Source organism: Stutzerimonas stutzeri, assembly GCF_002890915.1.
Taxonomy (GTDB): Bacteria; Pseudomonadota; Gammaproteobacteria; order Pseudomonadales; family Pseudomonadaceae; genus Stutzerimonas; species Stutzerimonas stutzeri_AF.
Window position 1 is genome coordinate 647,212 of the sequence record NZ_POUT01000002.1, and the last position, 14,230, is coordinate 661,441.

The following is a 14,230-nucleotide window of genomic DNA, read 5'->3' on the forward strand; positions in this document are numbered from 1 at the left end:
GCATGACCAAGCATCATCAGAAACCGGCGTCGTTTCTCGAGCGCCTGATTTTCAACAACCGGCCGGCAGTGGTCGTCATCTGCGCGCTGATCAGCGTCTTCCTGTTCTATCAGGCGGCCCAGGTTCGCCCGCAGACCAGCTTCGAGAAGATGATCCCGCTGGGGCATCCCTATATCCAGAAGATGCTCGAGCACCAGAACGATCTGGCCAACCTCGGCAACACCGTGCGCATTTCGGTGGAGGCCGTGGAGGGTGACATCTTCTCCAAGGAGTACATGGAGACGCTGCGGCAGATCCATGACGAGGTGTTCTACATCCACGGCGTCGACCGCTCCAACATGAAGTCGCTGTGGAGCCCCAGCGTGCGCTGGACCGAGGTCACCGAGGAAGGCTTCGCCGGCGGCGAGGTGATTCCGCAGACCTACGACGGCTCGCCCGAGAGCCTCGAGGACCTGCGCGACAACATCCTCAAGTCCGGGCAGATCGGCCGCCTGGTGGCGAACAACTTCAAGTCCAGCATCATCGACGTGCCGCTGCTCGAATCCTATCCGGACCCCGAGGACCAGGGCAGGCAGATCAAGCTGGATTACCGGCAGTTCTCCCATGAACTGGAAGAGAAGATCCGCGACAAGTACCAGGCGCAGAACCCCAATGTGAAGGTGCACATCATCGGCTTCGCCAAGAAGGTCGGCGACCTGATCGATGGCCTGGTCGGCGTGGCACTGTTCTTCATCGTCGCCATCGGTATTACCTTCGCGCTGCTGCTGTGGTTCACCCGTTGCTTCAAGAGCACCATTGCGGTGGTGGTCACCACCCTGATCGCGGTGGCCTGGCAACTGGGCTTGCTGCACACCCTGGGCTTCGGTCTCGACCCCTATTCGATGCTGGTGCCGTTCCTGGTGTTCGCCATCGGTATTTCCCATGGGGTACAGAAGATCAACGGCATCGCCATGGCTTCGGGCTATACCGACGATTCGGTGACCGCCGCGCGCCTGGCGTTCCGCCAGCTGTTCGTTCCGGGGATGGTGGCGCTGCTGTCCGACGCGGTGGGCTTCGTCACGCTGCTGCTGATCGATATCGGGGTGATCCGCGAACTGGCCATCGGCGCCTCGCTGGGTGTGGCGGTGATCATCCTGACCAACCTCATCCTGCTGCCGGTGGCGATTTCCTACATGGGCATCAGCCAGAAGGCCATCAAGCAGGCCCGCGAAGAGGCGGCGCACGATCATCCGTTCTGGCGCCTGCTGTCCAGCTTCGCCAGCCCGACCGTGGCTCCGATCTCCATCGTCATCGCCATGCTGGCGCTGGCCGGCGGGCTCTGGTACGGCCAGAACCTGAAGATCGGCGACCTCGACCAGGGCGCCCCGGAGCTGCACCCGGACTCGCGCTACAACCTGGACAACGACTTCGTCATTCGCAACTACTCGACCAGTTCCGACGTGCTGGTGGTGATGGTCAAGACCGCGCCGGAAGGCTGCTCGCACTACGACACGCTGGCCGCTATGGACGAGCTGATGTGGAAGATGCAGAACACCGAGGGCGTGCAGTCGGCGGTGTCGATGGTCTCGGTGGCGCGCCAGGGCATCAAGGGCATGAACGAGGGCAGCCTCAAATGGGAGACGCTGTCGCGCAACCAGCACGTACTGAACAACTCCATCGCCCGTGCCGAAGGCATGTACAACAGCGACTGTTCGCTGGCGCCGGTGCTGGTGTTCCTCAACGATCACCGGGCCGAGACGCTGGAGCACGTGGTCGCGGCGGCGAAGGATTTCGCCGAGGAAAACAACCGCGAAGGGCTGGAGTTCGTGCTGGCGGCGGGTAATGCCGGTATCGAGGCGGCCACCAACGAGGTCATCGCCGAGTCGGAAACCACCATGCTGATCGCGGTCTACGCGGCAGTGAGCTTCATGTGCCTGCTGACGTTCCGCTCCGTCGCGGCCACGCTCTGCGTGATCCTGCCGCTGGTGCTGACCTCGATCCTCGGCAACGCGCTGATGGCCTTCATGGGCATCGGCGTGAAGGTCGCCACCCTGCCGGTGATCGCCCTGGGCGTGGGTATCGGTGTGGACTACGGTATCTACATCTACAGCCGCCTGGAGTCCTTCCTGCGCCAGGGCCTGACCCTGCAGGAAGCCTACTACCAGACGCTGAAGTCCACCGGCAAGGCGGTGATCTTCACCGGCGTGTGCCTGGCCATCGGTGTGGTGACCTGGGTGTTCTCGGCGATCAAGTTCCAGGCCGACATGGGCCTGATGCTGACCTTCATGTTCCTCTGGAACATGGTCGGCGCGATCTGGCTGCTGCCGGCCCTGGCGCGCTTCCTGATCAAGCCGGAGAAGTTGCGTCAGCCAGACGTGAGCGTCGTGGTGAATTAAAAAGCGCGGCCCCTCGGGGCCGCGTTTTCGTTTCTGGCCGGTGCCGGGTTTCTAGCCGGCGCGTTTGCCGAGGGTCGCCACGGCAGCTTGCGCGGCCACTTCGCCGATCACCAGGATCGCCGGGCTCTTCAACTGGAACGTCCGGGCGTCGCGGCACATGCCGGCCAGGCTGGAGCGGCATTCGCGCTGCTGTGGCAACGAGGCGTTTTCGATCATCGCCACCGGTGTCGAAGCGGCGAGGCCGCCTTCCAGCAAGCCGGCCTGTACCTGCTCCAGTTTGCTCACCCCCATGTACACCACCAGCGTGGTGCCGCTCTGCGCCAGGGCCTGCCATTCGGGGCTGCTGTCATCCAGGGTGTGCGCGGTGACCAGGGTCACGCTGCGGGCGACGCCGCGCTGGGTCAGGGATATGCCGCACTGGGTGGCGCCAGCCAGCCCGGCGGTGATGCCGTTGACCAGCTCGACCTCGATGCCGCGCGCGCCGAGCCACTCGGCTTCCTCGCCGCCGCGACCGAAGATGCACGGGTCGCCGCCCTTGAGGCGCACCACGCATTTGCCCTGGCGGGCATAGCGCAGCATCAGCCGGTGGATGAACGCCTGCGGCGTGGAGCGGCAGCCGCCGCGCTTGCCCACCGGGATCACCCGGGCGTTCGGGCAGTGCTCGAGGACGGCGGGGTTGACCAGGTCGTCGATCATGACGATGTCGGCCTCGCCCAGTGCCCGCACCGCCTTGAGGGTCAGCAGTTCCGGATCGCCAGGGCCAGCGCCCACCAGCCAGACTTTTGCGCTCATGAACTAATCCTCGTGTTGGGTCGATAACCGCGAAGCGTTGACCGCGCGGGAGTTTGTATCGGATGAAAAGCCCTGCGTGTTTCCAGCTACGGATGCGCTGGCGCCGGCTGGCTGGCCAGCAGGCGCTTGATCTCGGGGACGCACGAGCCGCAGCTGGTGCCGCAGCCCAGTTCCTGCTTGAGCCCGGCGAGGTCGAGACCGCGCTCGATGCCGGCACGGACCGCGCTCTGGCTGACGTTCATGCAGTTGCACAGCGTGCGTTCGCTGCCGGCAGCCGTGCCGCCCGGCGGCGCGCTGAGCGGGGCGAGCAGCCAGCGGCGCAGCTCGGCGTCGGCCGTGCCGTTTTCCCAGAGGCCCCTGAGCCACTGGCGTGCGGCGGTCTCGCCGGCCAGGCGCAGGGCGACGATGCGGCCGTCCTCGATGCGCACGCGCTTGCCGACGGCGCGGCGGGGGTCGTCATAGGCCAGCACTGGGCCCTGGTCGAGGCCGAGCAGACGGTCGATGGTTTCCAGTTCCGCGGCGGCAGGCGCCGTGTTGCCGGCGGCGCGGATCAGCAGCGCCGGCCGCTCGCGCCCGCCGAGGCTGAAACTGGCATAGGCGAAGCGCTCGAACAACGGCCGCAGCGCCTCGAAGCGTTCCTGTACCGTGCCTTCCACCAGGGCGAAGAATTGCCAGGGCAGCTCGACCGGCTCGACTTCGATGCCGGCATGCTTGAGCTCGGGTTGTTTCGACAGTGGGTCGACGCTGGCCAGGGTCAGCACGTTGCTGCCCAGACCCTTGAGGAAGCGATCGCCCCAGTGCATCGGCAGGAACGCCTGGCCGGTGCGCAGGCTGTCGTCCTTTTGTACCGGCAGGATCAGGCTGCCGCGCCGGCTTTTCACCTTCACCAGTTGGCCATCGAGCAGGCGCCGCCGACGCATGTCGTCGCCGCTCATGCCGAGCAGCGCTTCCTCGACATGGCCGAACAGCCGCGCCGCGGTGCCGGTGCGACTCATGCCATGCCACTGATCGCGCAGGCGGCCGGTGTTGAGGGTGAGCGGGAAGCGCGCCTCGCGCTTTTCCTTCGGCGCCTGGAACTGCTCGGCGATAAAGCGCGCCCGGCCATTGGCGGTAGGGAACGCACCGTCGCCATAAAGCCGCGCGGTGCCCTGTTCGCTGCCGGCCGGGAAGGGCCATTGCTGCGGACCCAGGGCGTCGATCAACGCATAGCTCAGGCCGCTGTAGTCGAGATCGCGGCCGGCGGTGAGCGGCTTGTACTCCTCGAACAATGCTTCGGCGCTGTCGAAGGCGAACAGGCTCGGCTGGCCGGGGCGCAGGCGGCGCTCCAGGCGCCGGGCGAAATCGCAGGTGATCGCCCAGTCGGCGCGCGCCTCGCCCGGCGCCGGTACGGCGCGGCGCACATGGCTGACGCGACGTTCGGAATTGGTCACCGTGCCTTCCTTCTCGCCCCAGCTGGCGGCGGGCAGCAGCAGGTCGGCGTGGCGGCAGGTCTCGGTGGTGAAGAAGGCTTCCTGGACCACCACGAAGGGGCAGGCGGCCAGGGCTTCATGGATCTTCTGCTGGTCCGGCAGCGATTGTGCCGGGTTGGTGCAGGCGATCCACAGCGCCTTGATCCTGCCGTCGCGTACCGCCTCGAACAGTTCGATGGCGGACAGCCCGGGGCTCTTCGGCAACTGCTCGATGCCCCAGTGGTCGGCGACTTCACTGCGGTGGGAGGCGTTCGCCGCGTCGCGATGGCCCGGCAGCAGGTTGGCCAGAGTGCCGGTTTCGCGACCGCCCATGGCGTTCGGCTGGCCGGTGAGGGAGAAGGGGCCGGCGCCGGGGCGGCCGATCTGGCCGGTGGCCAGGTGCAGGTTGATCAGCGCGCTGTTCTTGGCGCTGCCGGCGGTGGACTGGTTCAGCCCCATGCACCAGAGGCTGAGGAACGCGGGCGCACTGCCGATCAGCCGCGCGCAGCTTTGCAGGTCTTCGACGGCGATGCCACAGAGGTCGGCGACCATCGCCGGACTGTAGTCGCGCACCAGGCTTTTCAGGATGTCGAAGCCTTCGGTGTGGGCATCGATGAAGCGCCGGTCGATCCAGCCTTCCCACATCAGGATGTGCAGCAGGCCATGGAACAGGGCGACGTCGGTGCCCGGCTGGATCGCCAGGTGCAGGTCGGCCAGCTCGCAGGTGTCGGTGCGCCGCGGATCGACGACGATGATCTTCATCTCCGGCCGCCGCGCCTTGGCTTCCTCCAGGCGGCGAAACAGCACCGGATGCGCGTAGGCCATGTTGCTGCCGGCGATCAGCAGGCAATCGCTCTGCTCGATGTCCTCGTAGGAGCAGGGCGGGGCGTCGGCGCCCAGGCTGCGCTTGTAGCCGACCACCGCCGAGGACATGCACAGCCGCGAGTTGGAGTCGATGTTGTTGGTGCCCACCAAGGCGCGGGCCAGCTTGTTGAAGGCGTAGTAATCCTCGCTCAGCAACTGGCCGGAGACGTAGAAGGCCACGCTGTCCGGGCCGTGCTCGCGGATGGTCTCGGCGAATACGTTGGCGGCGTGCTCCAGGGCGCTGTCCCAGTCGCTCCGGCTGCGGGCCAGGGCCTTGCCCAGGCGCAGCTCGGGATACAGCGCGCGGGCATCGCGATCGCCGGTCAGGTGCAGGGTCGAGCCCTTGCTGCAGAGCTTGCCGAAGTTGGCCGGATGCTTGGGGTCACCGGCCACGTCGAGGATGCGCTCGCCGTCGTGCTCGATCAGCACGCCACAGCCGACACCGCAGTAGCAGCAGGTCGAGGCGGTTGTCATACGCATGGCGTCGTCTCCAGGAGGTTATCGTGGGGTGGAAAACCGCGTAGCGTTTTCCACCGTCATCGCGCGAAGAAATTGGTGGGCAAGCGGAGCGTTGCCCAGCCTACGCTGCGCATTCCCCGCGCATGTTCAGCGCCAGCAGCACGCGGCCGTTCTCGATGCGCGCCTCGTGGCGATGCGCACAGCCGACATCGGGGGCCAGCGCCTCGCCGCTTTCGAGGTCGATCTGCCAGTTGTGCAGCGGGCAGGCGACCTGCTTGCCGTAGATGATCCCCTGCGACAGCGGACCGCCCTTGTGCGGGCAGCGGTCGTCGAGGGCGAAGACCTGATCGTCCGAGGTGCGGAAAATGGCAATGTCGCCCTTGGGGCCGGCGACGATGCGCGAGCCGAGCGGGTTGATCTCATCCAGTGCGCAGATATCGAGCCAGTTCATGTCGTTTCTCCAGTCGGTAAAGCCGCAAATATTCAGGCGTTTTCGGTTTCCAGCTGCTTGACCGCGATGCGCTCGAATTCCTTCTTCAGCTGTGGCTTGGAGAGCTGCTCCTGCCACGGGTCCTGCTCGAAGGAGAGCGAGAACAGCAGGCGCTGGTGCAGCGCCTTGCGCCGCTCGGCATCGTCCAGCACGGCCTTCTTGATGTGGTCCATGCCAACGCGCTGCAGGTAGTGCACGGTGCGTTCGAGATAGAAGGCCTCCTCGCGGTAGAGCTGCAGGAACGCCAGGCTGTATTCCATGACGTCCTCGGCGGTGCGGACCTTGACGAAGAACTCGCCGGCCTCGGTCTTGATGCCGCCGTTGCCACCGATGTACAGCTCCCAGCCGGAGTCCACGCCGATGATGCCGACGTCCTTGATGCCGGATTCGGCGCAGTTGCGCGGGCAACCGGAGACCGCCAGCTTGACCTTGTGCGGCGACCACATGTTGAACAGCGCGTGCTCCAGGTCGATGCCCATCTGCGTCGAGTTCTGCGTGCCGAAGCGGCAGAATTCGCTGCCGACACAGGTCTTCACGGTGCGGATGGACTTGCCGTAGGCGTGGCCGGAGGGCATGTCCAGGTCCTTCCAGACGCCCGGCAGGTCTTCTTTCCTGATGCCCAGCAGGTCGATGCGCTGGCCGCCGGTGACCTTGACCATCGGCACCTGGTACTTGTCCGCCACGTCGGCGATGCGCCGCAGCTCGGCGGCATTGGTGACGCCGCCCCACATCCGCGGCACCACCGAATAGGTGCCGTCCTTCTGGATGTTGGCGTGGGCGCGTTCGTTGATGAAGCGCGACTGCGGATCGTCCTTGGCTTCGCCCGGCCAGGTGGAGATCAGGTAGTAGTTCAACGCCGGGCGGCAGGTGGCGCAGCCATTGGGCGTGCGCCATTCCATGAAGGCCATGGCTGCCGGAATGCTGGTCAGGTGGTGTTCGCGAATCGCCTTGCGCACCTGCCCGTGGTTGAGGTCGCTGCAGCCGCAGATGGCCTTCTCGCTCTTCGGCTTGACGTCGGCGGCGCCGCCGACGGTGTTGATCAGGATCTGCTCGACCAGCCCGGCGCAGGAGCCGCAGGAGCTGGCGGCCTTGGTATGTTTCTTCACCTCGTCGACCGAGAACAGCCCGTGTTCCTGGATCGCCTTGACGATGGTGCCCTTGCACACGCCGTTGCAGCCGCAGACCTCCATGTCGTCGGGCATCGACATGGCCTTGTTCTGGCCCTGATGGCCGGCATCGCCGATGGCGTTCTCGCCGAACATCAGGTGGTCGCGGATCTCGCTGACGTTCTGCCCTTCGCGCACCTGGCGGAAGTACCAGCCGCCGTCGGCGGTGTCGCCGTAGAGGCAGGCACCGACCAGCACGTCGTCCTTGATCACCAGCTTCTTGTAGACGCCGCCGATGGGGTCGGAGAGGGTGATGGTCTCGGTGCCTTCGCTGCCGATGAAGTCGCCGGCGGAGAACAGGTCGATACCGGTGACCTTGAGCTTGGTCGAGGTCACCGAACCCAGGTAGCGGGAGAAGCCGAGCATTGCCAGGTGGTTGGCGCAGACCTTGGCCTGCTCGAACAGCGGGGCGACTAGGCCGTAGGCGATGCCGCGGTGGTTGGCGCACTCGCCGACAGCGTAGATGCGCGGGTCGTAGGTCTGCAGGGTGTCGTTGACCAGGATGCCGCGGTTGCAGGGGATGCCGGCCTGTTCGGCCAGCTCGCTGCTGGGGCGGATGCCGGCGGCCATCACCACCAGGTCGGCGGGAATCACCTCGCCGTCCTTGAACTTGACCGCGCAGACGCGGCCTTCGCCATTGTCCAGCAGTTCGGCGGTGTGCTTGGGCAGGAGGAACTTCAGCCCCCGGCTTTCCAGCGCGGTCTGCAGCAGGGTGCCAGCGGTCTTGTCCAGCTGGCGCTCCATCAGCCAGTCGCCGATGTGCACAACGGTGACGTCCATGCCGCGCAGCTTGAGGCCGTTGGCCGCCTCGAGGCCGAGCAGCCCGCCACCGATGACCACAGCATGCTTGTGGGTCTTGGCGGTCTCCATCATCACCTGGGTGTCGGCGATGTCGCGGTAGCCGATCACGCCCTGCAGGTTGTTGCCGGGGATCGGCAGGATGAACGGGTTGGAGCCAGTGGCGATGAGCAGGCGGTCGTATTCTGCTTCGCTGCCATCGTCGGCGATGACCCGGCGCCGGGCGCGATCGATCTTCACCACCTTGCGATTGAGCATCAGGCGGATGTCGTTCTCGGCATACCAGTTCAGGTCATTGAGCACGATTTCTTCGAACTGTTGCTCGCCGGCCAGGACGGGGGAAAGCAGGATGCGGTTGTAGTTCGGGTGCGGCTCGGCGCCGAACACCGTGATGTCGTAGAGCTCGGAGGTGAGCTTGAGCAGCTCCTCGAGGGTTCGCACGCCGGCCATGCCGTTGCCGATCATCACCAGTTTGAGTTTCTTCATGCCGTTCTCCGCACCGGGTCGGTCTGCTGGTTGCCGTTGCTCCGGCACCAAAATTTCAACAACAAAAAAGGCGTCCCACTGGTTACCCAGTGAGGACGCCTTTGTCCGTGTCCCGCTCAGTCGGGAAACCTGCCGCTCCACGTTGAGGGTCAGGTCGTATGTTCTTCGCCATTCGCATTGCAGAGGCTGTGCCAACTTGGCAAAACCTTTGTTTTCAAGGGTTTGTATGCGATCACTCACGCCAGGGCGGGATATGTGGCGCACCGTTATGCAGCGGCTTGCGCCGTCATGGTGCAAGTTCCGGGGCGCCTAGGGGGCGCCAATGGCAGCGCAGCGGGTGCTCGGACGGAATATTGGCGATTGACAGCCGGCGGTCGGCTTCCTAAAGTTCGGTCCATGCGCCGATTTAGTCAGCTACTTGCGGGGCGCCTGGAGCCGATGGCTTCGAAATACCGCTAAAGCGCTGGTTCCGGTGTCGCCTCCCACCGCTGCCCAGCGGAATCCCCGAGGCGGAAGTCGAACAGCATGAACGTGAAGCATACCCAGTTGCGCCTGGCCCCGATCACCAGCGGGCCGTTCCGATCCCATTCGAAAGTTCTCCTCGGCGGCGCCCACCAGCCGTCTCTGCTGCGTTATCTCGACGGCTGGCCGCGTCGCAACGGCAAAGCCAGGGCATTGCTCGTGCAGTTCGCGGCGGCGGATGAGTCGTTGGCGCGTTTCGCCAACGACAGCTTCGACCTGGCGGTGATCCAGGCACCTGCGGCGGAGGCGCTGCAAGAGTGCATCCGCGAACTGACGCGTGTGGCACGCCAGGGGCTGATCGTCCGACGCTAGTGGTCTGCACGGGTTTCAGGGGCGGCCTCAGATCATTCCCCGAGCAAGCCGCTGTGTGCATACCGCACCCGTAGGAGACCGGGAGGACGCCGAGTCCTTGCCGCGATCATCGGCGTTGCGTCCGATCGCCCGCAAGCGGGCTCCTCCTACGGTGGGCAAAAGAATGATCCGCGTCGCGCGTGGGCAAGGCTTCGCCATTGCCCACCCTGCGAACCGGAACCCATCGCGCAGGCTTCGGCATCCTCGTGCAATGAGCGACGCTTGGGTGCATACAGGTGCCGGAAACGCCAGCTTCGCAAGTCGGGGTGAGCGTAGCGAAGCCCGGCGAACGTGATGCCAGGTGCGAGGTGGGCTTGATGCTGCGGATTTCAGGTGAGCTGGCCCGGCCCGGCCTGTGTGCGGCCTGCCGGACACGAGGCTATCGCTCGTCATCGCCACAGGCGGTTCCTCTGGCCTTGAACACCTTGACCACTTCGCTGACAAAGCTCACCACCAGCATCCGTTCGTTCTCGGGCAGGTCCTGAATCATTTCCCCGATGGATTGAGCGTGGTCGGCCGCTTTGGCGGGGCCGCTGCGGAAAAGATCGCTCGGCGAGCATTCGAGGATTTCGGCGATCTGCTGCAGCCGGGGCAGTGTCGGTGATATCACTCCGTTTTCCATGCGGCTGATCGTTTCCTTCTCGACGCCCATGATTTCTGCTACCTGTGCCTGGGTCAGGCCCTTTGCCTTGCGACGGACGGCGATCGCCGCGCCTACTTCGTACACCAGTCCTCTGTCCTTCATTCGCTTGGCCTCTCACGTCATTTCATATGACGTTTTGAGTTATTTTCTGAGCACAAGCTCCACAAGCGAAGGACGTTTAGCGTCTACATGGTAGACGTTAAACGTCATTTTTCTGTTGACCCCTGTCACAGCCGAGAGCGATAGTTGTGCTGTCAACGGGCTATCTAGAGCGCCGCTTGGAGTTTTTCGTGGGGAGAAAGGGAATGCTGGCCAACCTGAAAATACGCACAGGAATATCGATCGTTCTTTGCACGCTGATCGTGGCTTTGTTGGTGTCGACCTTCACCGCCTGGAGAGGCGCGAAGATCAGCATGGAGCAGATTCAGAACCTGTATCTGCAAGGCATCGAGCGCAACGGCCAGCTGCAGCGCGCCTATGCTCGTCTGTTGCGCGCCCGCGTCGGCATGGCCGGGGCGTTCCTGGAAACCACTGCCGGGGAGTTGGACAAGGCCCAGGCCACACTGGCCATTACCCGGAGACTGGTCGACGAGGCGGAGAGCGCCTTCGATGCATTCAGCGGAAACAGCGCCGGGGTGTCCTGGCAGAGCCTGGAGCAGGAGCTGCTACAGGCGTTCACCGCTTACCATGCGGCGCTGGACGAACAGCTGCAGGCCCTGCAAGGCGGCTCGCAGAGTCGCTACATCGAAGTCAACCTGACGGCCCGGGCGGCGAATGACGATTTCGACAAGGTGATGCAGTCCTATGAGAAGCGGATGGAGGTGCATATCACCGCCGTCATGCAGGATGCCCACGACCGTTATGCGCTGGCCCTGACCGAAGCCATCCTGCTGACCGCCATCACCCTGTTGCTGGCGGCCGGCTGCTGGTGGTTTATCGCCACCCGTGTGTTCGCTCCATTGCGCGAGGTCGGCAGCATCTTCGGCCGCATCGCCGGCGGCGACCTGACCAGCCGGATCGAGGTGCGTTCGACCAACGAGATCGGCGTGCTGTTCGCTGCGCTCGCCCGCATGCAGGAAAGCCAGCGGGAAACCATCGGCAGGATCACCAATTCCTCGAACCAACTGGCCTCGGCCGCCGAAGAGCTCAGTGCCGTCACCGAGGAGTCCAATCGTGGATTGCATCGGCAGCACCAAGAGCTGGAACAGGCGGCGACTGCGGTGAACGAGATGACCACCGCCGTGGATGAAGTGGCGCGCAATGCGGTGTCCACGGCGCAGGCTTCGAATGATTCCAATGAACTGGCGCAGCAGAGCCGCGTCCAGGTGCAGGCTACCCTCGCCGAGGTGGAAGCGATGACCCGGGACATCGAGGTCACGTCGCAACTGGTGCGGGAGTTGGCCGAGCAGGCACACAGCATCGGCAAGGTGCTCGATGTGATCCGTGCCGTATCGGAGCAGACCAACCTGCTGGCGCTCAATGCCGCCATCGAGGCTGCACGTGCCGGTGAGGCCGGGCGCGGCTTCGCCGTGGTCGCCGACGAGGTGCGCACCCTGGCCCAGCGAACCCAGGAGTCGACCGGCGAGATCGAACAGATGATCGGTCGCATCCGCAACGGCACCGACGAGGCCGTCGGGTCGATGACGGCCAGCACCCGCAGGGCGCAGTCTTCGCTGGATTCGACTCGCAGCGCCGGCCAGGCACTGGAGGACATCTTCCAGAGCGTGATGCAGATCAGCGAGCGCAACCTGGTGATCGCCAGCGCGGCGGAGGAACAGGCCCAGGTGACACGCGAGGTGGATCGCAACCTGATCAATATCCGCGACCTTTCCACCGGCGCCGCGGCAGGCGCCAACCAGACCAGCGCGGCCAGCAACGAGCTGTCACGCCTGGCGGTGGAACTCAACGAGATGGTGATGCACTTCAAGCTCTAGGGCCCGCTGCCAGCCGCGATCCGCCCTACATCCGGCCACAAATCACAGCGAATCGTCCTATGCCAAGCGCACGCGAACTCATGGACCTCACCGGGAAGGCAATCGCCAGCCTGTTGCGCGCGGTCCCCCTGGCGGAGCAGGCGAGCCTGATCTGCCAGGAGATCGAGCGCATAGCGCCGGATGCGATCGCCTTCATTCTGCGTATCGACGAGCAGGGGATGTTGCGCCCACTGGCCGGCTCCGGCCTGTCCGCACGGCAGATCCAGGCGCTGGAGGGCCTGGCCGGTGATGGTCTGTACGGTTGCACGGCACCAACCGCCATCGAGGTGGCTACACCCCGGAGCCTGCATGCCATCACCGCATCGCGAGACACGAAGTGCTTCTGGGCGGCGCCGATACTGTCCGGCGATGGCCGGGTGCTCGCCGTGCTCGCGGTGCAGCCGCAGGAAACGGCGGCACCGACCCCGCTGCACCGGCAACTGATCGAGACCTGCCTGCCGCTCTGCGCGCTGGCCCTGGAGCGTGAGGAAAACCGTGCCCGTATCGACCGGCTGGCGTTCTACGATGACCTGACCGGATTGCCCAACCGCAGCCTGCTAGGGACCCGGGCCGCCCAGACGCTGGTCCAGGCCCGCTGCGACAAGCGCCCACTCGCCGTGATGCTGGTCGATCTGGACCGTTTCAAGCGGATCAACCATTGCCTCGGCCGAACCGGTGGGGATGAGCTGCTGAGCCTGGTCGCCCAGCGCCTCGGGCAGGAGCAGCGTATTTGCGACATCGTCGCCCATCTCTCGGCGGATACCTTCGCGCTGGTGTTGCCCTGGTGCGATGCCGAGCAGGCCGCCGCATCGGCACAGCGGCTGCTGTCGATCCTGAGTCGGCCTTGCCGGATCGCCGATGTCCCGCTCGTGCTGTCGGCGTGCCTGGGCATCAGCCTGTTTCCCACCGACGGCGAGGAGATCGATACGCTGGTCCAGCGCGCCGACATCGCGCTGCAGCGGGCGAAGGCCTGTGGCCTGGGGCGTTTCTGTTTCTTCAGCGAGGAGCAGATGCGCTCGCCCCAGGACCTGGCGCTGGAAGATGCGCTGCGCATGGCCATCGAACAGAACCAGCTGCAGCTGCATTACCAACCACAGGTCTGCTTCGAGGATGGCCGCTTGCGCGGGGTCGAGGCGCTGGCTCGCTGGCATCATCCGCAACTGGGAAATATCTCGCCCGCCCACTTCGTTGCCCTGGCCGAGCAGTGCGGATTGATAGACGAACTCGGGCGCTGGGTGCTGCACGAAGCCTGCCGCCAACTGGCCGAATGGCGCCGCCGCGGGCTGGCGGTTCCGACGATATCGGTCAACCTGTCGCCTTCCAACTTCCAGAATCCCGAGCTGCCGGCGACCGTTGCGCACGCGCTCGCCCGGCATGGAGTTCCGGCCGCCGAGCTGACGCTGGAAATAACCGAAAGCGTGCTGATGGACACCACTCCCGTGTTCCTGGCCACCCTCCAGGAGATTCACGCCCAGGGTGTCTCATTGTCGATGGATGATTTCGGCACCGGCTTTTCCAGCCTGAGCCACCTGCACCGTCTGCCCGTTCAGGAGCTCAAGCTGGATCGCGCCTTCGTCTGCGATCTGGAGCGCGATGCTGCCAGCCGGACCCTGAGCGAGGCGGTATTGCGTCTCGGTGAGAGCCTGCAATTGTCGGTGGTGGCCGAAGGGATCGAAACCGAGGCGCAGCGGTGCATCCTGGCCCGGATGGGGTATCGGGTCGGGCAGGGCTATCTCTTCTCCGCGCCGCTGCCTCCCGCGAAGCTGGAGGCGTGGCTGGCCTCCAGGGCTGGGCAGGCCAGGCGCCTTGCCGATGCCATCGTTCCCGACTGAGGACTCCCGGCGCGCAAGGCCGATCGTCGCC

General features: G+C 65.2%; 9 protein-coding genes. 4 read left to right on the forward strand and 5 right to left on the reverse strand.

Translation table 11 applies throughout. The features are described from left to right. The first annotated feature begins 2 nt into the window (after positions 1 to 2). Positions 3 to 2,375: an efflux RND transporter permease subunit gene (locus tag CXK94_RS06815; RefSeq protein WP_102893739.1), complete on the forward strand. Its 2,373-nt coding sequence runs from the start codon at positions 3 to 5 to the stop codon at positions 2,373 to 2,375. Positions 2,376 to 2,426: 51 nt separating this feature from the next. Here CXK94_RS06815 and cobA read toward each other — a convergent pair whose 3' ends face one another. The 4 genes from cobA to nirB form a co-directional block, all read right to left on the reverse strand. After that, the gene (gene cobA / locus CXK94_RS06820) at positions 2,427 to 3,167 is read right to left on the reverse strand and encodes a uroporphyrinogen-III C-methyltransferase (RefSeq protein ID WP_102893740.1); all 741 of its coding nucleotides are present in this window, start codon (positions 3,165 to 3,167) and stop codon (positions 2,427 to 2,429) included. A gap of 86 nt (positions 3,168 to 3,253) precedes the next feature. After that, a complete protein-coding gene (locus tag CXK94_RS06825; RefSeq protein ID WP_102893741.1) occupies positions 3,254 to 5,959 on the reverse strand; it encodes a nitrate reductase in 2,706 nt (901 codons plus the stop codon). Positions 5,960 to 6,059: 100 nt separating this feature from the next. Further along, positions 6,060 to 6,389, reverse strand: a complete 330-nt coding sequence (gene nirD / locus CXK94_RS06830) for a nitrite reductase small subunit NirD (RefSeq protein ID WP_037036966.1) — start codon at positions 6,387 to 6,389, stop codon at positions 6,060 to 6,062. Between the two features lie 32 nt (positions 6,390 to 6,421). Beyond that, positions 6,422 to 8,878 carry a nitrite reductase large subunit NirB gene (nirB, locus tag CXK94_RS06835; RefSeq protein ID WP_037036969.1) on the reverse strand — a complete coding sequence of 819 codons (2,457 nt, stop codon included), beginning with the start codon at positions 8,876 to 8,878 and terminating at the stop codon, positions 6,422 to 6,424. A gap of 525 nt (positions 8,879 to 9,403) precedes the next feature. Here nirB and CXK94_RS06840 point away from each other — a divergent pair. After that, a complete protein-coding gene (locus tag CXK94_RS06840; protein WP_102893742.1) occupies positions 9,404 to 9,712 on the forward strand; it encodes a hypothetical protein in 309 nt (102 codons plus the stop codon). A 418-nt stretch (positions 9,713 to 10,130) separates the two neighbouring features. Here CXK94_RS06840 and CXK94_RS06845 read toward each other — a convergent pair whose 3' ends face one another. Next, positions 10,131 to 10,478 (reverse strand): helix-turn-helix domain-containing protein, encoded by a 348-nt coding sequence (locus CXK94_RS06845; RefSeq protein WP_256046061.1) that lies wholly within the window; start codon positions 10,476 to 10,478, stop codon positions 10,131 to 10,133. Positions 10,479 to 10,699: 221 nt separating this feature from the next. Here CXK94_RS06845 and CXK94_RS06850 point away from each other — a divergent pair, with 221 nt between their 5' ends. Then, positions 10,700 to 12,328 (forward strand): methyl-accepting chemotaxis protein, encoded by a 1,629-nt coding sequence (locus CXK94_RS06850; protein ID WP_102893744.1) that lies wholly within the window; start codon positions 10,700 to 10,702, stop codon positions 12,326 to 12,328. A 59-nt stretch (positions 12,329 to 12,387) separates the two neighbouring features. Beyond that, a complete protein-coding gene (locus tag CXK94_RS06855; protein WP_102893745.1) occupies positions 12,388 to 14,199 on the forward strand; it encodes a putative bifunctional diguanylate cyclase/phosphodiesterase in 1,812 nt (603 codons plus the stop codon). The last annotated feature ends 31 nt before the right edge of the window (positions 14,200 to 14,230 follow it).

Coding starts and splice junctions, on each gene's coding strand:
- nirD (WP_037036966.1), bottom strand. CDS start 6,389: ATGAACTGGCTCGATATCTGCGCACTGGATGAGATCAACCCGCTCGGC.
- CXK94_RS06825 (WP_102893741.1), bottom strand. CDS start 5,959: ATGCGTATGACAACCGCCTCGACCTGCTGCTACTGCGGTGTCGGCTGT.
- CXK94_RS06855 (WP_102893745.1), top strand. CDS start 12,388: ATGCCAAGCGCACGCGAACTCATGGACCTCACCGGGAAGGCAATCGCC.
- CXK94_RS06815 (WP_102893739.1), top strand. CDS start 3: ATGACCAAGCATCATCAGAAACCGGCGTCGTTTCTCGAGCGCCTGATT.
- nirB (WP_037036969.1), bottom strand. CDS start 8,878: ATGAAGAAACTCAAACTGGTGATGATCGGCAACGGCATGGCCGGCGTG.
- CXK94_RS06850 (WP_102893744.1), top strand. CDS start 10,700: ATGCTGGCCAACCTGAAAATACGCACAGGAATATCGATCGTTCTTTGC.
- cobA (WP_102893740.1), bottom strand. CDS start 3,167: ATGAGCGCAAAAGTCTGGCTGGTGGGCGCTGGCCCTGGCGATCCGGAA.
- CXK94_RS06840 (WP_102893742.1), top strand. CDS start 9,404: ATGAACGTGAAGCATACCCAGTTGCGCCTGGCCCCGATCACCAGCGGG.